The sequence below is a fragment of the Plantactinospora sp. WMMB782 genome (assembly GCF_049179135.1).
GTDB lineage: Bacteria > Actinomycetota > Actinomycetes > Mycobacteriales > Micromonosporaceae > Plantactinospora.
On record NZ_JBMHMC010000007.1, the window covers coordinates 1,880,833 to 1,906,719 of the forward strand.

At 73.0% G+C, this 25,887-nt stretch carries 18 protein-coding genes, 2 pseudogenes and 1 riboswitch; of the genes and pseudogenes, 8 read left to right on the plus strand and 12 right to left on the minus strand.

Features of this window, described 5'->3' with window-relative positions; translation table 11 throughout:
* The first annotated feature begins 322 nt into the window (after window positions 1-322).
* Window positions 323-2,329, plus strand: a complete 2,007-nt coding sequence (locus ACN28A_RS10645) for a GTP-binding protein (RefSeq protein ID WP_421394595.1) — start codon at window positions 323-325, stop codon at window positions 2,327-2,329.
* A gap of 79 nt (window positions 2,330-2,408) precedes the next feature.
* Here the strand turns inward: ACN28A_RS10645 and ACN28A_RS10650 are convergent, their stop codons facing one another.
* The 4 genes from ACN28A_RS10650 to ACN28A_RS10665 form a co-directional block, all read right to left on the minus strand.
* Entirely contained in the window at window positions 2,409-2,873 is a 465-nt protein-coding gene (locus ACN28A_RS10650) for a DUF4442 domain-containing protein (protein ID WP_421394598.1), read from the minus strand.
* Window positions 2,874-2,926: 53 nt separating this feature from the next.
* Window positions 2,927-4,015: a hypothetical protein gene (locus tag ACN28A_RS10655; RefSeq protein WP_421394600.1), complete on the minus strand. Its 1,089-nt coding sequence runs from the start codon at window positions 4,013-4,015 to the stop codon at window positions 2,927-2,929.
* 68 nt (window positions 4,016-4,083) lie between these two features.
* Entirely contained in the window at window positions 4,084-5,391 is a 1,308-nt protein-coding gene (locus tag ACN28A_RS10660) for an ABC transporter ATP-binding protein (protein WP_421394603.1), read from the minus strand.
* A 105-nt stretch (window positions 5,392-5,496) separates the two neighbouring features.
* A complete protein-coding gene (locus ACN28A_RS10665; RefSeq protein ID WP_421394604.1) occupies window positions 5,497-7,548 on the minus strand; it encodes a hypothetical protein in 2,052 nt (683 codons plus the stop codon).
* A gap of 187 nt (window positions 7,549-7,735) precedes the next feature.
* On the opposite strand from ACN28A_RS10665, the gene ACN28A_RS10670 reads away from it, so the two are divergent.
* Complete coding sequence (locus ACN28A_RS10670; protein WP_421394606.1) at window positions 7,736-9,388, plus strand: glycosyltransferase family 2 protein; 1,653 nt, start codon at window positions 7,736-7,738, stop codon at window positions 9,386-9,388.
* Between the two features lie 120 nt (window positions 9,389-9,508).
* On the opposite strand, the gene ACN28A_RS10675 is transcribed toward ACN28A_RS10670, so the two are convergent.
* The 5 genes and pseudogenes from ACN28A_RS10675 to ACN28A_RS10695 all read right to left on the minus strand — a co-directional run bounded on the left by ACN28A_RS10675 (window position 9,509) and on the right by ACN28A_RS10695 (window position 17,282).
* Complete coding sequence (locus ACN28A_RS10675; protein WP_421394607.1) at window positions 9,509-11,821, minus strand: bifunctional glycosyltransferase/CDP-glycerol:glycerophosphate glycerophosphotransferase; 2,313 nt, start codon at window positions 11,819-11,821, stop codon at window positions 9,509-9,511.
* A 196-nt stretch (window positions 11,822-12,017) separates the two neighbouring features.
* Window positions 12,018-14,102 (minus strand): annotated as a pseudogene (locus tag ACN28A_RS10680) (DUF5941 domain-containing protein); the annotation flags it as partial.
* Window positions 14,102-14,836: an ABC transporter ATP-binding protein gene (locus ACN28A_RS10685; protein ID WP_421404278.1), complete on the minus strand. Its 735-nt coding sequence runs from the start codon at window positions 14,834-14,836 to the stop codon at window positions 14,102-14,104. The gene ACN28A_RS10685 and the pseudogene ACN28A_RS10680, both read right to left, overlap by 1 nt.
* Before the next feature lie 55 nt (window positions 14,837-14,891).
* Window positions 14,892-15,719 carry an ABC transporter permease gene (locus ACN28A_RS10690; protein ID WP_421394608.1) on the minus strand — a complete coding sequence of 276 codons (828 nt, stop codon included), beginning with the start codon at window positions 15,717-15,719 and terminating at the stop codon, window positions 14,892-14,894.
* Window positions 15,720-15,911: 192 nt separating this feature from the next.
* Window positions 15,912-17,282, minus strand: coding sequence for an L-serine ammonia-lyase (locus tag ACN28A_RS10695; RefSeq protein ID WP_421394611.1), 1,371 nt, complete (start codon window positions 17,280-17,282; stop codon window positions 15,912-15,914).
* 374 nt (window positions 17,283-17,656) lie between these two features.
* Here ACN28A_RS10695 and ACN28A_RS10700 point away from each other — a divergent pair, with 374 nt between their 5' ends.
* Window positions 17,657-17,863 (plus strand): PspC domain-containing protein, encoded by a 207-nt coding sequence (locus tag ACN28A_RS10700; protein ID WP_331205850.1) that lies wholly within the window; start codon window positions 17,657-17,659, stop codon window positions 17,861-17,863.
* Between the two features lie 84 nt (window positions 17,864-17,947).
* On the opposite strand, the gene ACN28A_RS10705 is transcribed toward ACN28A_RS10700, so the two are convergent.
* Window positions 17,948-18,772, minus strand: coding sequence for a DUF4230 domain-containing protein (locus ACN28A_RS10705; RefSeq protein WP_421394613.1), 825 nt, complete (start codon window positions 18,770-18,772; stop codon window positions 17,948-17,950).
* Between the two features lie 170 nt (window positions 18,773-18,942).
* Window positions 18,943-19,030: riboswitch (ZMP/ZTP riboswitch) on the plus strand.
* Window positions 19,031-19,084: 54 nt separating this feature from the next.
* On the opposite strand from ACN28A_RS10705, the gene ACN28A_RS10710 reads away from it, so the two are divergent.
* From ACN28A_RS10710 to ACN28A_RS10730, 5 genes are all read left to right on the plus strand, one after another.
* Window positions 19,085-19,966 carry a bifunctional 5,10-methylenetetrahydrofolate dehydrogenase/5,10-methenyltetrahydrofolate cyclohydrolase gene (locus ACN28A_RS10710; protein ID WP_421404280.1) on the plus strand — a complete coding sequence of 294 codons (882 nt, stop codon included), beginning with the start codon at window positions 19,085-19,087 and terminating at the stop codon, window positions 19,964-19,966.
* An 830-nt stretch (window positions 19,967-20,796) separates the two neighbouring features.
* Window positions 20,797-21,573, plus strand: a complete 777-nt coding sequence (locus tag ACN28A_RS10715; protein ID WP_421394614.1) for a GntR family transcriptional regulator — start codon at window positions 20,797-20,799, stop codon at window positions 21,571-21,573.
* Window positions 21,574-21,698: 125 nt separating this feature from the next.
* On the plus strand, window positions 21,699-22,202 hold the full coding sequence (locus ACN28A_RS10720; protein WP_421394616.1) for an RNA polymerase sigma factor: 504 nt from the start codon (window positions 21,699-21,701) through the stop codon (window positions 22,200-22,202).
* On the plus strand, window positions 22,195-23,646 hold the full coding sequence (locus ACN28A_RS10725) for an extracellular solute-binding protein (protein WP_421394619.1): 1,452 nt from the start codon (window positions 22,195-22,197) through the stop codon (window positions 23,644-23,646). The genes ACN28A_RS10720 and ACN28A_RS10725 overlap by 8 nt, the downstream gene beginning before the upstream one ends.
* Window positions 23,647-23,852: 206 nt before the next feature.
* Window positions 23,853-25,013: an endo-1,4-beta-xylanase gene (locus ACN28A_RS10730; RefSeq protein WP_421394621.1), complete on the plus strand. Its 1,161-nt coding sequence runs from the start codon at window positions 23,853-23,855 to the stop codon at window positions 25,011-25,013.
* Here ACN28A_RS10730 and ACN28A_RS10735 read toward each other — a convergent pair.
* The gene (locus ACN28A_RS10735) at window positions 25,010-25,345 is read right to left on the minus strand and encodes a hypothetical protein (protein ID WP_421394622.1); all 336 of its coding nucleotides are present in this window, start codon (window positions 25,343-25,345) and stop codon (window positions 25,010-25,012) included. The genes ACN28A_RS10730 and ACN28A_RS10735 overlap by 4 nt on opposite strands.
* A gap of 161 nt (window positions 25,346-25,506) precedes the next feature.
* A pseudogene (locus ACN28A_RS10740) lies at window positions 25,507-25,872 on the minus strand (DUF1622 domain-containing protein); the annotation flags it as partial.
* Window positions 25,873-25,887: the final 15 nt, after the last annotated feature.

Below are 25,887 nucleotides of genomic sequence, written 5' to 3' on the forward strand. Positions count from 1 at the left end.
GCTGACTACATGTAGCCTCCCTTCATATGTGGCGTCGCGTCCATGGCCGGCGGCGGAAGTCAGGGACGAGTCAGGGAGACCCGGACGAGATCCTCCGGGCTGCGGCCAGCCGCCCACCGCCGGGTTCGCCCCGGTGAGCGCCGGCACCGGGCCGGCGGCGACAAACCGGTTGCCACGGCCCCGGCCACTCTGTTGTGCTGGCCAGAGCCCGGCCGTCAGCGCGCCGGCCAGCACCCGGCCCCGGACCAGGGAGAGATCATGCGAGCGACGTTCGTGTCCCGACAGGAAGGACGTTCCGGCTATCCGAAGGACATGACCGTTCGTGCGTATCTTGAACCTGGGAATCCTGGCGCATGTAGACGCCGGTAAGACAAGCCTGACCGAGCGGCTGCTGCACCTCGCCGGCGTCGTCGACGAGGTCGGCAGCGTCGACGACGGCAGTACCCAGACCGACTTCCTGCCGCTGGAACGGCAGCGCGGCATCACCATCAGGTCCGCGGTCGTCTCGTTCGTACTCGACGGCGTGACCGTCAACCTGATCGACACCCCCGGCCACCCGGACTTCATCGCCGAGGTGGAACGGGTACTCGACGTACTCGACGGTGCCGTACTGGTGGTCTCGGCCGTCGAGGGGGTGCAGCCGCAGACCCGGGTGCTGATGCGTACGCTGCGCCGGCTGCGCATCCCCACCCTGGTCTTCGTCAACAAGATCGACCGAGCCGGCGCGGACCAGCCACGGGTACTGCGGGACCTCGCCGACCGGCTCACCCCGTCGATCGTCCCGATGGGCGGCGTACGCCGGGCCGGCAGCCGGGACGCCGACTTCACGCCGTACCCGTCGACCGACGCCGGCTTCCTGGCCGGCCTGACCGAACGGCTCGCCGAGCACGACGACGGGATCCTCGCCCGCTACGTCGACGGCGTGCCGGTGCCGTACCCGCGGCTCCGCGCCGAACTGGCCCGCCGGACCGGGCAGGCTCTGGTGCACCCGGTCTACGCCGGCTCGGCGATCACCGGAGCCGGGGTGGACGCGCTGGTCGACGGCGTCCGGGAGTTGCTGCCGGCGGCCGGCGGGGCGGCGGACGGCCCGGTCTCCGGCACCGTCTTCAAGGTCGAGCGCGGCCCGGCCGGCGAGAAGATCGCGTACGTGCGGATGTTCTGCGGTGCGGTCCGGGTCCGGGACCGGATCGCCGTGCCCGGCGCGGAGCCGGCGAAGGTCACCGCGATAAGCGTCTTCGACCGGGGTACGGCGGTCCGCGCCGACTCGGTAGGCGCGGGTCGGATCGGCCGGCTCTGGGGGCTCGCCGGGGTCCGGATCGGCGACCCGATCGGGGTGCCCCGGCCCTCGCCCGGCGGGCGGCGCCGGTTCGCCCCGCCGACCCTGGAGACGGTGGTGCTCCCGGTCCACGAGCCTGAGCGGGGTGCCCTGCACGCCGCCCTCGCCGAGCTCGCCGAGCAGGACCCGCTCATCGACCTGCGCCAGGACGACGTCCGGCAGGAGATCTCGGTGTCGCTCTACGGGGAGGTGCAGAAGGAGGTCATCCAGGCGACGCTCGCCGACGAGTACGGCATCGAGGTCGGCTTCCGGGAGTCCACCACCATCTGCGTGGAACGGCTGGTCGGCTCGGGCAGCGCTGTCGAGCTGATCGGGGTGGCACCCAACCCGTTCCTGGCCACCGTCGGTCTCCGGGTCGACCCGGCACCGGCCGGTGCCGGGGTGGCGTTCCGGCTGGCGGTCGAACTCGGCTCGATGCCGCCCGCGTTCTTCAAGGCGGTCGAGGAGACCGTGCGGGCCACCCTGCACCAGGGCCTGCACGGCTGGCGGGTGCCCGACTGCGTGGTCACCATGACGCACTCCGGGTACTGGGCCCGGCAGAGCCACTCGCACGGCGTCTTCGACAAGAACATGTCGAGCACCGCCGGGGACTTCCGCAACCTCACCCCGCTGGTGCTGACGAGTGCGCTGGCCGGGGCCGGGACCAGTGTGCATGAGCCGCTGCACCGGTTCCGGCTGGAACTGCCGGCGGAGGCGCTCGGTGCGGTGGCCCCGGTCCTCGCCCGGCTCTCCGCGGTGCCCCGGAGCTGTACCGCGCACGGCTCGGCGTACCTGCTGGAGGGGGAGATCCCGGCGGCCCGGGTGCACGAGTTGCAGCGGCAACTACCCGGACTGACCCGGGGCGAGGGGGTGCTGGACTGTGCCTTCGACCGGTACGCACCGGTCCGGGGTACGCCGCCGCGCCGGCCGCGCTCCGACCACAACCCGCTGGACCGCAAGGAGTACCTGCTTCAGGTCGTCCGCCGCACCGGTGCCCGCCGGGCCGGCGGATGACGACGCCGCCGGCCGTCGGGCACGGGCCGATCCGGTGCCTGCCCGACGGCCGCGACCTGCCCGGCGGCCGGGGAGTCGGTCAGCGCGGCTTGAGCGTCCAGTGCACGGTCATCTCGGTGGTCGGCACACCGTCCTCGGTGCCGATCTCGACCGGCACCGGGAACTCCGGCCGGTCGCCGCGCTCGAACTCGGCCAGCACCTCGGCGGCCGGGCGGCCGAGCCGGGCGGTGGCCCGGACCGCTCCCATGGCCAGCCGCCGGTAGCGGATCTCCGCCCTGGTCGCCAGCGGCACCGCCCGCTCGAAGAGCTGCCCGAACGCGGCGAGCACCACCGCGCCGGAGGCGGTCTCGCCGAGCGTGAAGAGGGCCCCGGCGTGCGGGCCGCCGACGTGGTTGTACGTCGGCGGCGAGTCGGGCAGCCGGACGACGGCGCGGATCCCGCCGGCCTCGTCCGAGGCCACCTCGACCAGCTCGAAGCCGAGAGTCCGGGCGAACGGTACGGCCTCGAGCAGGCCGGCGGCGATCCGCCGTACGTCGGGAGACATGGCCGTACGCTACTCGCTGGTAACTTCCGTCGGCAAGGCCCCGCGAGATGGCGCTAGAAGAGGCTGCCCAGGCTGCGCAGGATCTCCGCGTAGAAGTTGCCGTCGATGCTGCGGAACAGCGCGAACGGCTGGTCCGGGCTGCCGAAGAAGGGCCGCAGCGTCCAGGCCAGCTGGGTGCCGACGAACCCGAAGAGCAGGATCCAGATGTAGAGCAGGGTCATGCTCGCCGGGCGGGGGCCGCCGGCCGGCGAGTGCGGGCCGCCGGGCCGCCCGACCGGGTACGGGACCGCGGCGTGGTAGGCGTACTGGGGCACGACGTACCCGGGCGCAGGCTGGGCCGGGACCAGTTGCGCCGGAGCCGCCCCGGCCGGGGCCGGCTGGGCGGGCACGGCCGGTGCGGCGGACTGCACCGGGGTACTCGGGCCGTCCCCGTTGGCGGTGCTCGCCGGGGCCGCCGCCTCGCCGACCGCCGCGCCGACCGCGACCGGCACCGGGGCGTTCGCCGGCACGGCCGCGGCCGGCTGCACCGACACCTGCTGGGCGGGCACCTGCTGGCCGGGCACCTGCTGGGCGGGCACCTGCTGGGCGGGCACAGCCACGGCCGGCTGACCGGCGGGCTGGTTGGCCGTGCCGGCCGGCGCCAGCAGGCCGTGCGCGTTGAGCACCTGCATGCCGCTGGTCAGGAAGCGCAGCCCGACAAGCGCCGACAGGGCCAGGATCGCCACGTTCAGCAGCTTGAAGAAGGCGTAGTCCGGGGCGGTGACCAGGAAGAAGAGACTGATCGGCGCGAACGCCACCGCCAGCATCGCGGTCACCGTGATCGCCACCATCACCATCGCGATGGCCTGCCGCACCGACAGCCGGGCCCCGAAGACCAGGTTGAACAGATACAGCGTGGGCAGGCAGATGGCGAGCGTGACCAGGAAGAGCAGCGGCAGCTTCACCGCCGAGGTCAGGGCCATCAGGACACCGTGGAAGGCACCGAGCACGGCGCCGTAACAGGCCAGCGCGATCGCCGAGCTGGCCATCATCCGGCCGGTGAGCGCGTTCAGGTCGCGCTCGTCGACTATCTGCTGCCAGATGCCCTGCCGGTCACGGAGAATCCGCTCGATCACGAGCAGGCCGGGTCGTTCCTGGGACACGAGCGGTACTCCTAACTCCGACCACCGTCCACGGTGGGAATCGAAGAACGTTAAGGGAAGCGAGGCGGTCAGCGCCACCCCACGTCGATCCGGTCGCCCCGCTCGTCGAAGAAGTGCACCGCGTCCATGCGTACCGAGACGGCCATCGGGTGCCCGGAGGTGACCGCCGGGTACGGCGCCAGGCGTACCGCCAGCTCGGCCGGCCGACGGTGGTGCCGGCCCGGGTCGAGCACGCTGCCCCGGCCACCCTGCGCCTCCTGGGTCGGCTGGGTCGGCCCGACCGCCCGCCCGGTCAGCCGCTGCATCACCTGGCCGAGCCGCCGCAGACCCCGGCCCGCCCCGCCGGAACGCTCCTCGGTGACCGGGCCGCCCAGGTCGTCGACGACGATCGCGGTCGCTCCGATGTCGAGGAACGCCAGCGACTCGTGCCCGTGGTGCTCCAGATAGCGGATCCGCCCCTGCAACACGTCGCCCGGTGCGTCCGGTGCGACCGGGGTGAGCGCCTCGGCCCGCATCCCGACCACGATCCGCTCGCCGTGGTAGTGCGCCACCGCCCGGGCCCGGATGTCGTCCCAGGGCAGATAGAGCGCCTGCTCGCCGAAGTTGAGCGCGACGTACCGGTCGAGGTGCACGTAGACGGTCGCCTCCAGCAGGTTCATCCGGGGGCTGCCCAGGAACGCGGCGACGTAGAGGGTGGCCGGGCGGCCGTACACCTGGGTCGGGGTGCCGACGTCCTGGAGGACGCCCTTGCGCATGATCGCCACCCGGTCGGCCATGGTCAGCGCCTCGGCCTGATCATGGGTGACGTAGATGGTGCTGACGCCCAGCTCGCGGACCAGGCCGGAGATCTCCGCCCGCAGCTCGGCCCGCAGGCCGCTGTCCAGGTTGGAGAGCGGCTCGTCCATCAGGAAGAGGCCCGGCCGCCGGATGATCGCCCGGCCCATCGCCACCCGCTGCCGCTGGCCGCCGGAGAGTTGGCTGGGCTTGCGGCCGAGTACGTCGCCGATGCCGAGCGCGCTCGCCACGTCGGCCACCCGCTCGGTGCGCGGCCCTTCCTCGACGCCGGAGAGTCGGAGCGGGAAGGCGATGTTGGCACCCACTGACATGTGTGGATACAACGCGAAATCCTGGAACACCATGGCAATTCCACGGTCCCGGGGCGGCAGCTCGTTCGCGAGTTCGCCGTCGAGCATCACGGCGCCGCTCGTCGGATCCTCCAGCCCGGCGACCATCCTCAGTACGGTGGACTTTCCGCAGCCCGAGGGGCCGAGCAACACCATGAACTCACCGTCGTTGACGTCGAGACTGACGTTGTCGACAGCCACTGTCCCGTCCGGGAATACCTTCGTGACGTCTTTGAGCGCGACGGTAGTCACCGTCACCTCCCCGCAGCGTTTTGGCCGGCCCCGGAATGACTGTGACGAGGATCATCACAGAAGCCCATCGGGTAAACGTGCCATGTTCACGTTGTGACATGACGGTTACCAGACTCGTTTAGGGCTCCGTTGCCGCAACTTCCACCGGCCGGTCGTCGGTGTCGGGTCGGCGACGGCGGCGGTGCCGAACTCGCCGTGCCGGGGCAGCCCGGTCCACTGTGCGCCGCCGTCCCGGAGGAAGTACTCCAGCCCCGGGTCCCAGGTGTGCCCGGCCGGGCGGCGCCGGTAGACGTAGCCGAGCGGATGGGTCCGGTAGACCAGCCCGCCGCAGCGGCGTACCCGGTCGAGGAGGCCCCGGTCGACGGAGCTCGGCACCGGGCGCCAGCCGCCGACCTCGGCCAGGTCGCCCCGGTCGAGCAGGATCGTGCCACCGGCGACGACCTGGGCGTAGCTCTCGGCCGCCCCGGCGTCCCGCCGCACGGTGGTGTCCAGCGCGCCGAGGTGGACGAATTCGGCCGCCTTGCCGACAAGCGTGGCGCCGGAGTGGTGCCGGGCGAGGACGAGGTCCCAGACGTGCTCCGGCCCGTACGTGTCGTCGTCGTCGAACTTCGTCACCAGGGTGCCCCGGGCCCGCGCGGTGGCCGCGGCCATCGCCTCGCCGAAGCTCCGCCCGGCCGGCACCTCGACCACCTCCACCGGCCGCCCGCAGTCGGCCAGTCGCTGGCGCAGCCCGACCGGCAGTCCCACCCCGTGCAGGCAGAGCACGATCTCCAGCTCGGGATAGCGCTGCGCCGCGACCGCGCCGACGGCGTCGAGGACGTGCTCCAGCCGGCGGGTGACGAGCAGCACCGAGACCGACGGCAGCGCGCCGAGACCGGGAAAGGTGGCCGCCGCCAGCCGGGGCAGCGCGAAGCCCCGGGCGTGCCGGCGCAGCACCGCCCGACGCTGGCGTACCGCCCGGGCCTCCCACTCCAGCTCGGTCTGCGGGTCGGGCCGGCCGCCGGGGCGCTGCGGCAGCGGTGCGCGGAACAGCTCCACCACCTCGTCGGCCAACTGCGCCCGGCAGGCGACCGGCAGCTCGGGCACCCGCAGCAGTACCCCGGCCAGCGCCAGGTGCAGCAGCAGGGCGGCCTCGGCCCGGGGCCGCCGTCCGGGCACCACGCAGTCGAGTACGCCGGTCCCGGCCAGCGCCGCCCAGGTCGGCTCGTCCAGCCACGGCCGGTCGAGCCGCCCCCGCAGGTCGAGCCCGGCCGGTCCCCGGATCCGCCAGCTCCCACCGTCCGGGCCGGCGCAGAAGGTCAGCTCGGCCCGGGGGGCGTCCGGCCCGAACGGACCGTACCGGCCGACCGGCACCGCGTGTTCGGCGTCGAGCAGCACCGGCCCGGTCCGGCCGCCGTCGGCGGCGTCCGGTACGCCGAGCCGGTCCACGGCCAACGCCGCCCGGTACGCCGTACCGGCGTCGTCGCCGTGCACCGCCGGGTCCCGGCCGTCCGGCCGGAGCACCAGGTCGTACGGCCGGACGTCGAGGTTGCCCGGCAGGGTGCCCGCGACGACCGCGAGGTTCGGCCCGGCGCCGAGCCAGCCGGGGAAGACGTCCTGGGCGGTCACCTCCGGGCTGCCGGGGCTCGGCAGCGCCCGGATCGGGGTGAGCACCGGCAGGACGGCCGCGAGCAGCGAGCGCAGCGGCACCGACCAGCGCAGTTCGACCTCGACCACCGCCCGTCCCCGGTCGTGCCGGGGCAGCGTGACCCGCTGGGTGAGCAGGTGCGGCACCGGTCCGAGCCGGCCGGACCAGCCGCGCTGCGGGATCTCCCAGTCCTGCACGGCGACGCTGATCCGGCGTACCCGGGCCAGCCCGACCGGATGGTCGAGCAGGTGCCGCAGCCAGGTCACCGAGCGGGCGACCACGGCCATCCGGCCGACGAAGGTCCGGGGCCAGGCCGGGGCGCGGTCGGGTCCGGTGTGCTCGGCGCCGGCCGGGGTCGCCACGCCCTGCCCCGGTGACGAGCCCTGCCCCGGTGAGCGGCCCGGCGGTGGGCCGGTTATCTCGGTCAGCCGGGAGCCGAGGGTGGCCAGCGGCCACCGCCGCCGGCCGCCGGGTTCACCGACGGCGATCCGCCAGCGGAGGTACTTCTCCGGGTCGTCCCTGCCTGGCACGCCGATCCTTTCGTCGGCCGACCATTGGCGCCGAGCTACGCGGCCCGCCGGGGCGCCCCGCCGGACTCGGCGACGCTGTCGCGAGGACACTCAAGGTAGTCGAGAACCGGGCCGATTCCCCGGCCCGACACCCGGCGCGCGGCGCGAATTATCAGCGCTCGGCGACGGGATGGTTACACTGTGCCGCGTGTCCAGCCGCACCCGGGCCACGACGGCCCGCTCCCCGGTCCGGTTGTTCCGCAACGACTGGAGCCGGCTCAGCCCGCCCGAGCCGGGCGACTGGCAGCCGACCCGGTCCGTTTCGCTGATCATCCCGGCGCACGACTGCCAACGCTCCCTCGACCTCACCCTGGCCGCGCTCTCGGCCCAGACGTACCCGTCCGGGTTGCTGGAGGTGGTGGTGGTCGACGACGGCAGCGACCCGCCGCTGGCGCTGCCCCGGCTCCGCCCGGAGAACTGCCGGCTGCTCCGGCTCGCCGAGCACGGCGGCGGCTGGGGCCGGTCGGCGGCGCTGCACGCCGGGGCGACGCGGAGCGAGGGCGAGATCCTGCACTGGCTCGACGCGGACATGGTGGTCTTCCCGGAGCACGTCGCGGCGCAGGCCCGCTGGCAGCACGTCAGCGACGAGGCGGTGACGCTGGGCTACAAACGCTTCGTCGAGGCCGACTGGCCCAGCCCGGAGCAGGTCGCCGAGAGCTGCGCGGCCGGCACCGCCGACCAGCTCTTTCCGTTCGACGAGTCCGAACCGCACGAGTACGTAGAACGCCTGATCGACGCCACCGACCAGCTCCGCGGCGGTGACCACCTGAACTTCCGGGCACACGTCGGCGCCACCGCCGCGCTGTCCCGCAGCCTCTACACCGAGACCGGCGGGCTCGACCCCGGGTTGCGGCTCGGCGAGGACACCGAGTTCGGCTACCGGCTGGCCCAGGCGGGTGCGGTCTTCGTGCCCGAACCCCGGGCGAAGAGCTGGCACCTCGGGCGGTCGCACATGATGACCCGGGGCGAGGCGCTGCGCCGGTACAACCGGCCGTTCCTGGCCGACCTGATGCCGCAGCCCCGCTACCTGCGCGCCGCCGCGCAGCGCGGCTGGGCGGTGCCGCTGGTGGTGGCGGTGGTCCGGGCCGACGGGCCGTACGAAATGGTCCGCACCTGCGTCGACCGGCTGCTCGCCGGGGACCAGACCGACCTGCGGGTGGTGCTGGTGGGGCACTGGGCGGAGCTGACCGACGACCGGCGCCCGGTGCTGGCCGACCCGCTGCTGGACCGTCGACTGCTCGCCGCGACGTACCGCTCGGAACCCCGGGTGGAGTTGGCCGAGGAGTCGCCCCGCACCGCGTACCCGGCCGCCTACCTGCTGGAGGTCGGGTCGCACCTGGGAGTGGACGCCGACACCGTACGCCGGCTGGTGGCGGTCGCCGACCAGTGGCAGGTGGGGCTGCTCCGGGTACTGCCGGTCGGGGCGGCCACCCCGGAGGACGGGCTGTCGCTCTGGCGTACCTCGGCACTGAGCCGGGCGTTGCGGGTGCGCGGCCCGGACGAGGAACTCGCCGAGGTGGTCGCCGAGGTGGCCGGGCGGCGCTGGGTCAGCGGCGACGACTTCGGGGTGGTCGACCTGCGGCTGCTGCCGGAGAGCAGCTGGGTCTCGCCCCGCCCCCGGCAGGTGGTCCGGCCGGACCGGCGGGCCCGGCGGGCGGCACTGGCCGGGGTGGAGACGATCCCGGTCGGCGGAATCCGGTCCCTCGCCACGGCCACCCGGTTCGTCGCCGGCCGGTACGCCGGGCTCGTCGCCGACCGGGTCCGGCAGCGGGTACGCCGCCCCGCCACCCCGGCAGACTGACACCGGACCACCCGTCGTACACATGTGCTATCCACAGGCTGTGGATGGCACATGTGTACGAGTGGTCGAGGTGCTGTGGACAACGCGCCGGGCAGCCGGTCAGGCGGCTTCGTCGAGCGCTCAGTCGGGTTCGTCGAGCAGGACGCGCCGGACCACCCGCTCGGCCGCCCGGCCGTCGTCCAGGGCGCAGTACTGCCGACGGAACCGCTGCCGGGCACCGGTCGCGGCCGGGCCGTCGACGGCGCCGCTGCCGAACGCCGCCAACAGTTCCGGAAAGCTGGTCACCGCCACCCCGGGTGCCTCGGCAAGCACGTCGAGATAGACCCCGCGCTCCCGGCGGTACTCGGCCCAGTCCGGGGCGTAGACGACGATCGGCCGGTCCAGCGTGGCGTAGTCGAACATCGCCGACGAGTAGTCGGTGACCAGCACGTCGGCGGCGAGATAGAGGTCCTCGACGCAGCCGTGCCCGGTCACCTCGACCACCCGGTCCCGCCCGTCGACATTCCCCGGGACGGCGGGGGCGCCCGCGACGGAAGGGACGGCAGGGGCGGCGGGAGCGCCCGGAACGGAAGGGGCGGCCGGGTCGAGGTAGTGGCCCCGGACCAGCACCCGGGCCGTCGGGCCGAGGACGTCGAGCAGCGCCGCCGGGTCGAACGGCGGCGAGTACCCGGGCCGGTGTTCGCGGTGCGTCGGCGCGTACAGCACCACCCGGTCGCCCGGGTCGATGCCGAGCGCCCGCCGGACCGCCTCGACCTCGGCGGGCCCCGCGCCGACCAGCCGGTCGTTGCGCGGATAGCCGACCTCGAGGGTCCGGTACTCCGCCGGATAGGCCCGCTCCCACATCTGGCTGGAGAAGGTGTTGGCGCTGACGCTGTAGTCCCAGCGGTCGATCCGGCGCAGCAGTCCCGGGAAGTCCAGCCCGGCCGCGCCGCGCGGATAGTCCTGCTGGTCCAGCCCCATCACCTTCACCGGGGTGCCGTGGTGGGTCTGCACATGCACCGAACCCGGCCGCTTGACCACGTAGTCCGGGAAGTTCACGTTGTTGACCAGCCACTTCGCCCTGGCCAGCACCCGGAAGTACGGCCGGCTGCCGGCCACCACGTAGGGCACCCCTGGTGGCAGGCCGGCGACCCGGTCCCGGCGCACCACCCAGACGCCCCGGACCCCGGGGACCAGCTCGCGGGCCCGCTGGTAGATCGCCGCCGGGTTGCAGGCGTAGCCGCGGTACCAGTAGGCGGCGTAGACCGCCAGGGTCGGGTCCAGCCGGCGGCGCAACTGGAGCCGGTAGTAGCCACGCAGCAGCCCCTCCCGGGCCAGCCCGGCGACCCGGGACAGCGGCCCCGGCAGCCGGGCCAGGTACGCCGGTCCGGGCAGCCGGTTCACCCCGCTCGGCGGAGTCGACCGCCGCCAGCGCCGGACCAGCCGATGCCGGACCAGCCGGCGGGCGTCGCCCCGGGCGTGGTGCACCGCGCGCAGCAGGGCGTACGCCCACCAGTGGTCGCCGGCCACCAGCCGGTGCTTCACCCCGTCGATCCCGCGCGGCACCCGGTAACCGCCCGGCGGCAGCCAGCGCCGGTAGTCCGCCACCACCTGCGCGAAGAAGTCGCGGCGCAGCTCCGGGGAGAGCCGCCGCCCGTTGCCGAGCACGATCAGGTAGTGCCAGAGCATCCGCTCGAAGACCAGCGGGCGGAGGTCGTCGTATCCCGGCCCCCACCGGTCCATCAGCTCGAAGACCCGGTGCCAGTGCGGGAACACCTCGAAGTGCCGGTCGCCCCGGGTCCGGGTGATGGCACCACAGCGCCGCTGCCGGTAGTTGACGCAGACCTCGTCCAGCACGCTGATCCGGCCGGCGGCCAGCAGCACCGGATAGCTGAACGACACGTCCTCGTACCAGCCGGGGCCGAAGCGCAGGCCGGCGTCGCGCAGGAACCGGCGGCGCACCACCTTGTTCCATGCGGTGTGCAACACCTCCAGCAGCTCCGGCCGGTCCCGGACGGCGAAGACCCCGTCGCCGGAGTCCGGCACCGTCCGGGCCAGGTCGCCGCACCGGACCCGGTGGTCCCAGTACGCCCGGACGTGGTCGACGAGCAGCACCTCCGGCCCGACCCGGCGCAGCCGTTCGGCCACCGCCGGCAGGCAGCCGTCGACAAGCCAGTCGTCGCTGTCCAGGAACCAGACGTACTCGCCGGTGGCCTGGTCCAGGCCGGTGTTACGGGCCTCGCCCAGCCCGACGTTGCGGTGAAGGGTCACCGCCCGGACCCGGTCGTCCCGGGCGGCGTACTCGGCGATGATCTCACCGCAGCTGTCCGGTGAGCAGTCGTCGACCACCACCACCTCGATGTCCGCGACCGGCTGGCCGAGGACCGAGTCGAGGCACTCCCGCAGGTAGCCCTGCACCCGGTAGACCGGTACCACGAAACTGATGAGCGTCATCGACGCCGTACCCCCGCTGGCAGCGTCATGCGTTCCTCTCCGCCGCGCCGCCCGCTCGAAGGTGCCCGTGTCACTGCACCGGCGGCGTCCTCTCCTCCGGTGCCCGCCGCTGTGCCGGCCCGGCCGGGTCGGCTCGGGTCGGGGTCGCGACGGGCCCCTCTCCCGCCCCGGCGGTGACGAACGCGGCGGGTGCGGCGGGGTGGCCACCGGACCCGACGGCGGCGTCGGCCGGCTGTCGTGGCGCGGGAATGTCCCTGGGTACCCAACCTCGCAGCGCGTTCACCACAAAAATCGCCGATAGGTAGCCGGTGAGCAGCAGCATGGCCAGCCGGCCGAAGCCGGGCCCGGCGAGTACGGCGGCGGCGAGCAGGACCAGCCGGCCGTCCCAGCCGAGCCCGAGCGCGTGCAGCAGCGGTGCCCGCTCCCGCTTCTCCAGCCGGGCGGTGAGGTCGTAGTGCCGCAGTGCCAGCACGAAGAGAAGCGCGAAGATCACCGCGCCGTCGGCGTCGACCAGCAGCCCGGTGCCGATCACCGTGAGGTATTCGGCGGCCCGCAGCGCGGCCGGGACCAGCCAGTCCAGCGCGCCGCCGTGCGGGTTCGCCGCCGGCAGCCCGGCGACGAGCACCACGAGGACGCCGAGCGGCACCAGCCAGCGCGCCGGCCCGGTGCCGACCCCGGCCAGGCCGGCGCCGAGCAGGGCCAGTCCGGCCGCCGCCCCGAGCAGGGCCAGCACGAGCGGGCCGGGCAGTCCGGCGCTCCGGCCGAGCGTGCTGAGCCAGCGGACCGCCGGCCCGTCGTCGCGGTGCAGCCCGGTGTCGACGCCGGTCAGCACCGCCACCCGCATCGAGCGGGCCCGCAGGGTACGCAGGGCCAGCGTGTAGAGCGCCGCGAACCCGGCCCAGGCGAGTACGGCGACCAGGCTGACCAGCGGACTGAAGATCGCCACGGTGAGCGAGATCAGTGCCCACCGCTCGCCGATCGGGAAGACCACTGTCCGCTTCGCCCAGTAGGTGAGCGACCCGGTGTCCGCCTGCACCCGGTTGGACGCCTGGCTGAGCCGGTCGCCGAGCCCGCCGGAGCTCTGCCCGGCCGCCGGTTTCGGTCGCCGGGCCGCCTCGTCGTGCAGCGCGCCGTACCAGGTGTCGGTCATGTGCCGGACGGTCTGCAGGGTCATCGCGGCGATCGCCAGCGCCCAGCCGGGCCCGCCGGCCCGTTCGACCCCGATGCCGAGGCCGGCGTAGACGAGGTATTCCTTGGCCCGGTCGGCGATGGTGTCCAGCCAGCCGCCCCACGGGCTGAACTGCCTGGTGTACCGGGCGAGCTGCCCGTCGACGCAGTCGAGCACGAAGCCGAGGTAGAGCAGCACCGCGCCGGCCACCAGCGCTGGCCGGTCACCGAACGCGAACAGCACCGCCGCCGCCACCGCGAAGGCGACCGAGATCGCGGTGACCCCGGTGGGGGTGAGTCGGAGCCGGGCGCAGAGCTTCGTCACCCACGGGGACCAGGTGCTGACGAAGTACGTGGTGAAGAAGTCGTCCTTCTCCTTGACCGAGAGCCGCAGCTCGGCCCGGTCGGCGTCCACGGCGGCCACCGCCGCCTCGGCCTCGGCCAGCCCGGTCGGGTCGGCGACCCGGCGGGCGACGAGCAGGCGTACCCGGTGGGCGAAGACCGTGACGTCGCGACCGGTCGCCGGATCGGGCCGGGTCAGCCCGGCGAGCAGCCGGTCCAGCAGCGGCACGGGATCGGCCGGTCCGGCGCCACCGGACGCCTCGGCGGTCCGGGTCGCGCCAGTCTCGGCTGCCAGGGCCGTGCCACCCTCGGCTGCCTGGGCCGCTCTGCCGTCGGCGACGGCGCGGGCGGCGGCGGCCAGTGCGGGCAGGTCGGCGACGGCGACGCGTACCGCTCCGCCGGAGGCGCCGGTCGGGGCGGCGGCGCCGAGCGTGCCGGCGGGGCCGGCGGCGACCACCTGGTTGCGGTCCTCGACCACGCCGACCGGGCCGGCGCCCGGCTCGGGCAGCACCAGGGCGACGGTGCCGGGCATCGGGCTGCTGGCCAGGTGCCGGAGTACGGCACCGTGCGCGACCAGGTCGCCGGAGCAGAGCAGCACCGGCTCCCGGGCGGTACCGGCCAGCACGGCGACCTGCCCCGGATCGTCGGTGAGCACGACGTCCCGGGCGCCGGCCGCGCGCAACTGGTCGCGGAGCCGGGCGGCCAGTGGCAGGCCGTCGGGCCGGGTCAGCGGGGCGCCCGGCCGGGTGGGGGTGAGCAGGATCGCCAGCATCACGGCCTGACCACGTCGTGGTATGCGTCAAGTGCCTCGCGTATGGTGCCGTCCACCCGCAATCGTCCTCCGTCGAAGTAGAGTCCCCGGCTACAGAACCGGGTGAGGTCGTTCTCGTTGTGCGAGACAAGCATCACCGTACGGCCCTCGGCGATCAGCCGGTCGATGGTGTCGTAGCACTTCTTCCGGAAGTCGGCGTCGCCGACCGCCGTCACCTCGTCCATCAGCAGTACCGGGTGCTGGAGTTGGGCGATCACCGAGAAGCCGAGCCGGACCTTCATCCCGGACGAGTAGTGCCGGACCGGGGTGTCGATGGCCTTGGCGATCTGCTCGCCGGAGAACTCGATGATCTCGTCGAAGTGCCGCCGCAGGAAGCTCGGGCTGAGCCCGTGCAGCGAGCCGAGCAGGTGGACGTTCTCCCGCCCGGTCAGGTCGTTGGAGAAGCCGGCGGAGAGTTCCAGCAGCGGCGCGACGGCGCCGCCGACCCGGATCCGGCCCTCGTCCGGGATCAGCACCCCGGCGATCAGCCGGAGCAGGGTGCTCTTGCCGGTGCCGTTGCGGCCGATGATCCCGACGGTGTCGCCGGGGGCGACCGAGAAGGAGACGTCGCGCAGCGGCCAGAAGACCCCGGCGGCCGGCTGCCGGCGCCCCCGGTGGATGAACATCTCCCGCAGCCGCAGGTTGCGCCGCCGGTTGCGGACGAACCGGATGCCGAGGTTCTCCGCCTGCACCATCGCCCCGGCCACTACCCCACCCCCGTCGCGCCGGCCGGCACAGCTCCGCCGGCCACTACAGCTCCTTCAGCACGGCGGGTTCGAGGCGGCGGAACACCCACCAGCCGGCGAGCAGCACCAGCAGGCTGCCGCCGACCGACACCCCGAGCAGCCGGGCGTCGGGGAACTCGTCCGGATACCAGACCGCGTGGTGGAGCTGGAAGATCCCGACCAGCGGGTTCAGCTCGTACCCGGTCTTGACCCAGCCCGGCAGCGACGAGTCCCGGACCAGGGTCAGCGGGTAGATGATCGGGGTGGCGTAGAAGAGCACCCGGGTGACCAGCCGCATCAGCCGCTCGATGTCCCGCATCAGCACGTTGAGCGAGGAGAGCAGCAGGGCGATCCCGACCAGCAGGGTGGCCTGGATCAGCACCGCCAGCGGCAGGGCCAGCAGCGACACCCCGATCTCGATCCGGTCCAGCGAGGCGTAGACGATCGCGATGGTGGCCAGGATCGGCAGCCCGGCGAGGTACTCGGCGAACCGGCCGGCGACCCGGCCGATCGGGAAGACCTCGCGGGGCAGGTTCATCGTGGTGATCAGCCGGGCCTGCCCGGTGAGCGCGGCGGTCGCCTCGCCGATCGCCGAACTCGTCCACATCCAGGCGAAGATCCCGGTGATCAGGAAGAGCGGGTAGGACTCGGCGGCGTCCCCGAGGTGCCGGTCGGTGGCCGAGCGGTAGAGCACCCCGAAGACGAAGAAGTAGATGACGCCCATGCCGAGCGGCTCGATCAGCGACCAGAGGTAGCCCAGCACCGACTGCTGGTATTTCACCGCCAGGTCCCGCCGGACCAGCAGCCGGAGCGTGTTGCGGTGCGACCACACCGCCACCACGCCAGACGTCACGGCCGCCTCCCGGGCTCGTCCTGGGCCGATCGCTCGGGGACCGATCGCTCGGGCCCGACATAGGGTAACAGTCGGAAAAATCGCCCCAAACAAGGATCGACCGGGGTAGAACGTCTTCCCGGCTGTCCCGTCAACGCTACCCGACGGCCGTCCGCCCGCCACCTCCGCGACGCCCGCCGTACCCGGGCGGGGTCAGCACTCGATGACATTCACCGCGAGACCGCCCCTGGCGGTCTCCTTGTACTTGACCTTCATGTCGGCACCGGTCTCCCGCATCGTCTTGATCACCTTGTCCAGGGACACCGCGTGCTCCCCGTCGCCACGCAACGCCAGCCGGGCCGCCGTGATCGCCTTGATGCTGGCCACCGCGTTCCGCTCGATGCACGGGATCTGCACCAGGCCGCCGACCGGATCGCAGGTCAGCCCCAGGTTGTGCTCCATGCCGATCTCGGCCGCGTTCTCCACCTGCGCCGGAGTGCCGCCGAGCGCCTCGGCCAGCCCGGCCGCCGCCATCGAGCAGGCCGAGCCGACCTCACCCTGGCAGCCGACCTCGGCACCGGAGATCGAGGCGTTCTCCTTGAACAGCACGCCGATCGCGGCGGCGGCGAGCAGGAAGCGCAGTACGCCCTCCTCGGACGCCCCCGGCACGAACCGGGTGTAGTAGTGCAACACCGCCGGGATGATCCCGGCCGCCCCGTTCGTCGGGGCGGTCACCACCCGGCCGCCGGCCGCGTTCTCTTCGTTCACCGCCAGCGCGAACAGCGTCACCCAGTCCATCACCCGCAGCGGGTCGGTCGAGCCCGGATCCGCCTCCAGGCTCCGCCGCAGCTCGGCGGCGCGGCGCCGGACCCGCAGCCCGCCGGGGAGCGTCCCGGCCCGCCGGCTGCCCCGGTCGACGCACTCGCGCATTACCCGCCAGATCTCCAGCAGGCCGGCACGGATCTCCGCCTCGCTGCGCCAGGAACGCTCGTTGGCCAGCATGATCCCGCTTATCGACAGTCCGGTCTCGCTGGTGAGCGCCAGCAGCTCGGCCCCGGTCGTGAACGGGTACCGGACCCGGGTGCTGTCCGCCTTGATCCGGTCCGCGCCGGTCGCGGTCTCGTCGACCACGAACCCGCCGCCGACCGAGTAGTAGGTCCGGGTCCGCACCGGTTCACCCGACGGGGCGTACGCGGTGAAGGTCATCCCGTTCGGATGGAACGGTAACGACCGGCGGCGGTGCAGCAGCAGATCCCGGTCGGCGTCGAAGTCGACCTCGTGCATCCCGAGTACGGCCAGCCGGCCACCGTCCCGGATCGCCGCCACCGCTTCCGGCACCCCGTCCGGATCCACCGTCTCCGGCGCCTCACCGAGCAGCCCGAGCAGCACCGCCGGGCCACTGCCGTGCCCGTGTCCGGTGGCGCCGAGCGAGCCGAAGAGTTCGGCGCGTACCCGGGCCGTCTCGGCCAGCAGCCCGTCCGCCTTCAGCCCGGCCGCGAAGGTACGGGCGGCCCGCATCGGCCCGACGGTGTGCGAGCTGGACGGCCCGATCCCGACCGTGAACAGGTCGAAGGCGCTGATCATCGAAACTCCTCCCGGGCCGGCCCCGTTGCCGCCCACCGGCCGCCGGACGGTCACCGGCATATCCGCCGAACCCGCCCCTGAGCTGCCGGTCCGCGAGCCTACCCCGGCCCGCTCCACCCCGCTCGGCACGCCCGGCCTGCGGCGCTGGGCACGCCCGGCCTGGGCGCTCGGCACGCCCGGCCTGGGCGCTCGGCATGCCCGGCCTGCGGCGCGGGTTCCCCGCTCGGGCCGTCGCGTCGGGTGTCCGGCTGGCCCGCCCGGGTAAGTACCTACGGGTACGGGGTGTCCGGATCCGTCTGGAGGCCGAGGGCGGCGCACCCCCGCGTTCCTACCGTGGAATCAGCCGCCCGTTCCATCGCATCGAGGAGTCGACGATGAGCCGCAAGCTCACCCGCCCCCGGGACAACCGCATGATCGCCGGCGTCTGCGCCGGCCTGGCCCGCCGCTTCGGCATGTCCGCCGGAATGATGCGGCTGCTCTTCATCCTGTCGCTGCTGCTTCCCGGCACGCAGGTGGTGATCTACCTGGCGCTCTGGATCATCATGCCGAACGAGGACCGCCACTACGTCGCGGCACACTGACCTATCGGACTCGGCCCGGCGTGCCGCTGCCGCCGGGCCGGGACGCTCCGGGGCGCGATGCCCGACGCGTCCCGGCCCGAACGGTCACGGCTGGACGTAGCTGATGGTGACCTGCTCGTAGCCGAGCGACCTGAGCATCTGGTCGAGCATCTTCCGGGTGTTCTCCTGGGCACGCTCGCCGAGCCCGCTGCTCTTCGCCGAGTCGGCGATCTTCTGCTCGGCCTTGAGGTAGACCTCGCGCTGCCGGTTGGGATCGCCGCCGAAGACCTCGCCGAGCTGGTTGAGGATGCCGCGCTTCTCGGCGAAGACGTAACTGCGCTCCAGGTCCAGGTTCACCTCGCCGAGCTGCGGTGCCGGCAGCTTGATCTCCACCGACTTCCGGTCCTCCGAGACCACCACCGCGTCGTCACCCAGCGCTCCGAAGTCGACGTACGCGTCGACGGTGCCGGCACCGACGAAGAGGGTGCGCTCGCCGAGCAGGAACTCCGGCACGTACTTGCGGTTGTTCTCCAGGTCGACGACGACCTCGAAGTTGCCCTCGGCCGCCACGTAGCGGCTGAGGTCCTGGATCGACTTCAGCAGCGGCGGCTGGCTGCGGTCGGTCTCCTCCTTGGTGAACGGGTTGCGCCAGTCCGGCAGGATGCCGCTGACCTGCACCCCGAGCACCAGCACGGCGGCCAGGCCGATGATGCCGACAAGCACGAACACGCCGCGTCCCCACCGGCCGCCGCCGGCACCGGCCGGCTCCGGATCGGACCGCTCCGGCCGGGGCTGGTCGGCGTCGAACTCCCGGGTCCCGTCCCCCGCGCCGTCGGACCACGGGTCCGCCGGCTCCGGCGGGGTGGCCTTTCCCTTCGCGTAGCCGGGGAACTCACGAGTGGGCTGGTTGACATCGCCTTCTCGGGACATCTCGCCCTCACCGTCCTTGGTCGTCAGAGCACCTGAGGAAAACGGTACGGCCCCGGTACGACACCCGCGAGTCGAGCGGGACCGAGAGGCTTCGACCGGACGTCTGGGCAGCTCAGGGACGCGTTGACCCGCTGTGACCGGCGGGCGTGGCGGACCGGGGATAGGCTCAGCGCGGCGGTCGTGACTGGCGTCGGGTGGAGTACCACCGGGAAGCGGGCGCCGGGCTGCACTCCGTCGCCGTACGCCTGGGTGCCGGGGCTTTCCGCGTCGAGAGGAAGCCCCGTGACCGTGCCCGAGAGCCGTACCGACTCCATGCCCCGTACCGCCCGACTGCTGCCCGGTAGGCCCGTCGCCGAGGCGGTGTTCGCGGAGGTGACCGCCCGGGTTGCCGCGCTGCGCCGCGCCGGTGTCGTGTCGAGCCTGGCGACGATTCTGGTCGGCGACGACTCCGCCAGCGCCGGCTACATCCGGATGAAGCAGCAGCGCGCCGCCGAACTTGGCTTCGCCTCCCCGCACATCCACCTGCCCGGCAGCGCCGACCAGGCCGACCTGCTCCGGGCGATCCAGGATTACAACGCGGATCCGGCGGTGCACGCCGTCCTGGTGCAACATCCCGTTCCCGGGCACCTCGACTACCCGGCGGCGGTGCTGGCGATCGACCCGGCCAAGGACGTCGACGGGCTGCACCCGAAGAGCCTGGGCCGGCTCGCCGCCGGGCTGCCCGGCCCGGTCCCGTGCACCCCGGCCGGGATCGAGGCGCTGCTCGCCTTCCACCAGATCCCGCTCGCCGGCCGGGACGTGGTGATCCTCGGGCGCGGGACGACACTGGGCCGGCCGCTGTCGCTGCTGCTGAGCCAGAAGCGACCCACCGCCGACGCCGCGGTCACCGTCGTGCACAGTGGCGTACCCGGATGGGAGCGGCACACCCGCCGGGCCGACGTGGTGGTCGCGGCGGTGGGCGTACCCGGGATCCTGCGGCCGGAGCACCTGCGGCCCGGCGCGGTCGCGATCGGCGGCGGGGTGCGCTACGCGGGGCGCCGGCTGCTGCCCGACCTGGACGAGTCGTGCGCGACGGTGGCCGGGGCGATCACGCCCCGGGTCGGCGGGGTCGGCCCGACCACCGTGGCGATGCTCTTCCGCAACGCCGTCGAACTGGCCGAGCGGCAGACGCACGGAGCGACCGAGCGGCGCTAGGCGTTGGCGCGCCCGGTCCTGAGGGAATTGGCGACAGGGGTGGGCGAGTAGGTGAAGTGGGTCAGTTGCGTCGAGGTACCCAGTGCAGGATCTGCCCGACGATGAGTGCTGGGTGCCGATCGGGCAACGCTTCCAGGGCGCGGGCAAGGTGGACACCGAGGTAGATCATGAGTCCGACCCGGTCCCCGTCGAAGCCGAGGAGAAGGGCCAGACGCGCCTGCGGGCATGGCCACGGGTGCTCACATTTCGCGCAGTCGTATGTGTCGGCGGGGGTGTGTCCGTCGGCGTCCCGCTCGCGGCGGCGCTGTCGCGCGGCAAATCGCTCCCAGCGCGCCCATGGGCCGATCATCCGGTCGGTCCATGGACCCGGTACCAGCGGCGACCGTCCCACCGGTAGTCCCGGACCCGGCGCCGTCGCCAGATCCGAAGGCCGAGCCACCACGTCAGCATCGGCCGGCCCGGTGCAGCCGCCACCGACCGTGGGTCAGCCGCGAGAGGCCACAGATGAGGACGGCTCCGCACTTCTGGTGGCGGCGGGCTCGCCACCGTTCCCACAGCTTCACGCTTATCTCCTGCCATGTTGTCGTGAGCGCCTCGGTCATTGGCTCTGGGGACCGGTGGCGCCAGACTCTGGGCGGCCGGACTGCGACGTGGGGAGTCGATGTCATGCCAGCCTGAGGGCGACCGGCCCAGAAGCGCCTACCCCTAGATCACTAACCGTGCCGGCCGCTTGGACAACAAGTTACACCTATCTAGATAGGTCGTCTAGATAGGATCGTCGCAAAGAGCAAAGCGCTACGACCACGTTGATCGGGGGTACGGTGACCGACGTGCCTACCCCGCACGACCGACCTCGTTATCGACGGGTTGCGGATGAGCTGCGCCGCCGGATCCTGTCCGGCGCGATCCCGCCCGGCAGCATCCTGCCGTCGGAGTCAGCTCTCATCGAGGAGTTCGGTGTCGCGCGCGGTACCGTCCGCGAGGCGGTAGCGCTGCTCCGGAGCGAGGGCTTGGTCGTCACCGAGATGGGGCGCGGAACCTACGCCCGCCCCGTCCTGCCGGTGCGGCGGCTCGGCGCCGAGCGGTATCGGCGGGAGCTGGAGCAGGTTCGCACCGGCGAGTTGGGCACCTCGTTCACGGCGGACCAGCGGATCGACTGGTCGGACTACCAGTTGGACAAGACCTTCCGAGAAGTGCCCGCCGATCCGTCGACGGCAGAACTGTTCGGCGTCGACGCCGGGACGATGCTCCTTGAGCGCCGGTTCGTGTTCAGGTCGCAGGGCGTACCACAGCAGATGTCGACGTCGTGCCTGCTGCTCGACATGGTCGCGGCTACCCCGGTGGCCGATCCGGACCGGGAGCCCTGGCCGGGCGGCAACACGGGCCAACTCTTCAGCCTCGGCATCGTCGTCACCGGCGTCCGGGAGCGGGTTCGGGCGAGGATGCCGGTCCGGGACGAGGCCGAGACGCTCCGAATTCCCGGTGGCGTACCCGTGCTGACCATCACCCGGCAGACGTACGCCGGGAACCGGGTGGTCGAGGTCGCCACCGACATCGTGATTCCGGCGGACCGGGTCGAGCTGGACTACTTCATCGACCTCACCTGATCCGGCGACCCCCTCGGACCCGGACAAGGGACGACCGGCCGGCTGACCTGGCGACGTCGGCCGTCTATGTTCGGATTACAGCGAATCGACGGCGGCCGGCGTCAGGAGCCCGGAGGAGGATCCCGATGGCCCAGGGTGCGTTCAGCGACGCCGAGGAGTTCGCTCGGGCGCGCCTGGACGCTCTGCGCCGGTTCGCGTACCTGATCAGCGGCAGCGCGGCGGAGGCGGACGACCTGGCCCAGATCGCGGTGGTCGAGGTGTGGCAGCGGTGGCCGAAGGCCGGGCAGAACCCGGAGGCGTACGCCCGGCAGGTGATCGTGACCCGCAACGTGAGCCGGTGGCGGCGCTGGCGCCGCGAGGTGCCCACCGACGAGGTGGACCACCGGCCCGACGACCCGGCCGCGACGGCGGTCGGCAACGGCGCGCTGTGGCAGGCGTTGCAGCAGCTCGGCAAGGCGGAGCGGACCGTCGTGGTGCTGCACGTGCTCTACCGGTACACGTTCAGCGAGATCGCCGGGATCTGCGACGAACCTCCGGGCACGGTTTCCAGCCGGTACGCGCGGGCCAAGCGCATGCTGCGGGCGCACCTGGCACCCGCGGAGTCGACGATTCGGAGCGGACGTGGTTGACGAGTTGGGTCCGGCGGAGGACCGGCGGCTGGCCCGGGAGCTGGCCAGCACCCTGAACCAGGCACAGCAGGCCCTGCCGGCGGCCGGTCCCGGTGCGGTCGCCGCGATCCGGCGGCGCTACCGGCGCCGACGCCGGCAGCGGACCGGGCTGGCCAGCCTGGCGGTGGCGGTCCTGGTGCTGGCGGTGACGCTGACCGGAGCGGACCTGCTCCGGTCGGTCCGGCAGGTGCCGCCGACCGACGAGCGGCTGCCGGGCACGATCCGGGTCTGGGCGATCCACCAGCCGGGTGACGCGCCCGCGTTGCAGAAGCTGGTGAACCGCTACAACCGCGACGCCGAGGTCAAGGTGGACCTGCAGACCTTCGGCAACGAGGAGTACAAGGAGCAGCTGCGTACCGCCGTGGGTTCGGCGGACGGCCCGGACGTCTTCGCCAGTTGGGGCGGCTCGACTCTGGCCGGCCTGGCTCGGGGCGGCCTGCTCGCCGACCTGACCCCGCTGCGGGACGAGCCCGGGGTCGGCAGCCGGTTCCTGCCGACCGCGCTGGCCGGCGGGGCGGTGGACGGCCGGCAGTACGGCATCCCGATGGGCGGTACCCAGCCGGTGGTGCTCTTCTACCACCGGGGAGTCTTCGCCGACGCCGGCGTACGGCCGCCGCGCGACTACGCCGAACTGCTCGCCCTGGTGGACACCTTCAAGTCCCGGGACATCACGCCGATCGCGCTGGGCGGCGCACAGGGCTGGACCGAGTTGATGTGGGTGATGTACCTGGCCGAGCGGATCGGCGGCCCGCAGGTCACCGCCGACATCGTGGCCGGCCGCCCCGGTGCCTGGTCGAATCCGGCGGTGCTGACGGCGCTGCGGGAGGCGCGTGCGCTCGTCGAGCGGGGCGCCTTCGGCACCGCGTTTCCCTGGACCGGTTATGACGACGGCACCGCGCCGGGCCGGTTGGCCAAGGGGCAGGCCGCGATGCACCTGATGGGTACCTGGGAATATCCGACCCAGCTCGCCCGGAACCCGGACTTCGTGGTCGACGGCGACCTGGGCTTCGTGCCGTTTCCGGCGGTCGCGGGCGGTGTCGGGGACCCGGCCGGCCTGGTCGGCGTGCCGACCCACTACTTCTCGGTACTCGCCGGCAGCCGTCAGCCGGCGGCGGCGCTGGACTTCGTCCGGGCGGTCGCCTCCGACGAGTACCTGGACGACCTGGTGGCCGACGGCGAGGTGCCGCCGGTGACGGACGCGGCCGACCGGCTGCGGAACACCGAGCACGGCGGGTTCACTTCCTCGGTGCACGAACTGGTCAGCCGGGCCCCGTCGTACGGGCTGGCCTGGGACCAGGCGTTGGAGCCGGCGGCCGGTGCGGCACTGGTGCGGGAGCTGCGCCGGCTGTTCGAGGGAGAACTCACCCCGGAGCAGTTCGTAGCGGTGATGGCGGAGTCCGGCTGAACGGAGTTCCGTAACACATTCGCTGAGGTCACGGGAACACCCTGCGGCCCATTCAAAGTGTCGGATCTCTGACAATCCATTCGGCAGCAATCCGAGTCCGGTGGGCGTTCCGGTAGTGATCGCCGTGCATCCGTCCCCTCGTGCGCCGGTCCCGCCGGCTCCGGCCGGCGGCGCAACGTCGAACCCCACCCTGGAGGCCTTGTTCGATGAGAAAGCTTCGGATTGCCCTGGTCGGCGTGCTCGCCGCCGGTGCCCTCTACCCGATCGGGCCGTCGACCGCCACCGCGGGACCGGCGCAGGCACCGGCCCAGGCACCGCAGTCCCTGGGCGGCCCCGCCGCGCACGGACCGCGCGGGACGTCCACCGACCTTCCGCTGCGGGTGCTGGCCCGCAAGCACGGCCTGGGCATCGGTACCGCGGTCGACATGGCCGCCCTGGAGGCCGACACCGAGTACCGAGAGCTGGCCGCCCGGGAGTTCTCCGCGGTCACCGCCGAGAACGTGATGAAGTGGGCCGAGCTGGAGCCGACCCGGGGAGAGTACAACTGGGGCCCGGCCGACGAGCTTGTCGAGTTCGCCCGGCGCAACGGGCAGAAGGTGCACGGGCACACGCTGCTCTGGCACAGCCAGCTCCCCGCCTGGCTGACCGACGGCGTCGCCGACGGCTCGATCGACGCGGCCGAGCTGCGTGACATCGTCCGCAACCACATCACCACCGTGGTGAAGCGCTACCGGGGCAAGGTCCGGGCCTGGGACGTCGTCAACGAGGCGTTCACCGACGGCAACTCCCCGGTGCTCCGGGACACCATCTTCCACCAGCTTCTCGGCCCGGACTACATCGCCTACGCCCTGCGCCTGGCACACGCGGCCGACCCGAGGGCCAAGCTCTTCCTCAACGACTACGCGATCGACAACATCAACCCGAAGAGCACCGCCTACTACGAGCTGGCCAAGCAGCTGCGCAAGCAGCGGGTGCCACTGCACGGCATGGGTTTCCAGGGCCACCTCGACCTCCAGTACCCGCTGCCGATCGACGCCCCGCAGAACCTGGCCCGGTTCGACAAGCTCGGCCTGGAGACCGCCTTCACCGAGGTCGACGTGCGGTTCTTCCTGCCGATCGACACCTACAAGGAGGCCGGGCAGGTGGGCAGCTTCAACACCCTGCTCACGGCCTGCCTGCTCACCCCGCGCTGCGTGATGTTCACCGTGTGGGGCTTCACCGACAAGTACTCCTGGGTCCCCGGCTTCTTCGAGGGTCAGGGCGCGGCCACCCCGCTGGACGAGAACTTCCAGCCGAAGGCCGCCTACCGGGGTCTCCAGCAGACACTCGCCGTCGCCTCCGACCCGAACAGCAGGCGCGGCTTCTAAGAGGTCGGTCGGGAGCGGGTTCGGCCCGTACCCGTTCCCGGCCACCTCCCCCTCAGCCATCCTCCCACCACCCGGTCTCCGGCCGGCCCGGTTCCCACGTCGGGCCGGCCGGAGCCGAGTAGGGCCGCCGAGACGAGCTGGCGCAGCGCGATCACGATCGCGGCACCGGCGAGATCGGTCCAGTTCTCCAGCGTGGCCAGCCGGACCAGACCGGCCGCCACCAGCAGGTCCAGCAGCACCCGCAGCGCGGTACGCCACGACCTGGTGGTCAGCAGGGTCACCGCCGCCACCACCAGGGCGAGCGCGGTGAGCAGTGTGCCGAGCCCCCTCACCGCCGGTCCCCCGCGCCGGCCGTTCCTCCGCCGCCCGGTCCGGCCGTCCCCGCGCCACCCGCTTGGCCCGTCCCCGCGCCACCCGCGCCACCCGTTCCACCCGGTCCACCCGGTCCATCCGGTCCACCCCGTCCGGCCGGTCCCGGGCCGCCGGGCCCGCGCCGGCCCGGCGGCGGCTCGTCCGGGGTGCCGAGCTGCCGCTGCTCCTGCCGGATCTCCCGGCCGAGGAAGTAGTTCAGCGCCGTCCGGATGGTGGCGATCGCGGCCAGCCGGCCGAGTTGCCCGAAACTCGGCGAGACCGCGGTACGCAGGATGTCGGCGGCGAGCTGGAACTCCAGCCCCAGGGTCAGGAACCGGCCCAGCGACAGCCGGATCGGGGTGAAGACGGCGGCCGACCGGTAGCGGATCCCGGCCACCACGAACCGGCCGGCGGTCCACACCGCGCCGACGAAGATCACCGCCGCCCCCACCGCCTCCACGATGGTGACAAGCACTCCGACGGCGCGGGCCAGCAGTTCCTCGGGCAAACCGGGCCGACCCTA

Bases quoted from the DNA above. Each gene is read 5' to 3' on its own strand.
- ACN28A_RS10650 (WP_421394598.1), bottom strand. From the start codon at position 2,873: ATGTCTCCCGACGTACGGCGGATCGCCGCCGGCCTGCTCGAGGCCGTA.
- ACN28A_RS10695 (WP_421394611.1), bottom strand. From the start codon at position 17,282: ATGATCAGCGCCTTCGACCTGTTCACGGTCGGGATCGGGCCGTCCAGC.
- ACN28A_RS10675 (WP_421394607.1), bottom strand. From the start codon at position 11,821: ATGACGCTCATCAGTTTCGTGGTACCGGTCTACCGGGTGCAGGGCTAC.
- ACN28A_RS10730 (WP_421394621.1), top strand. From the start codon at position 23,853: ATGAGAAAGCTTCGGATTGCCCTGGTCGGCGTGCTCGCCGCCGGTGCC.
- ACN28A_RS10700 (WP_331205850.1), top strand. From the start codon at position 17,657: ATGAGCCGCAAGCTCACCCGCCCCCGGGACAACCGCATGATCGCCGGC.
- ACN28A_RS10705 (WP_421394613.1), bottom strand. From the start codon at position 18,772: ATGTCCCGAGAAGGCGATGTCAACCAGCCCACTCGTGAGTTCCCCGGC.
- ACN28A_RS10685 (WP_421404278.1), bottom strand. From the start codon at position 14,836: ATGGTGCAGGCGGAGAACCTCGGCATCCGGTTCGTCCGCAACCGGCGG.
- ACN28A_RS10720 (WP_421394616.1), top strand. From the start codon at position 21,699: ATGGCCCAGGGTGCGTTCAGCGACGCCGAGGAGTTCGCTCGGGCGCGC.
- ACN28A_RS10710 (WP_421404280.1), top strand. From the start codon at position 19,085: ATGCCCCGTACCGCCCGACTGCTGCCCGGTAGGCCCGTCGCCGAGGCG.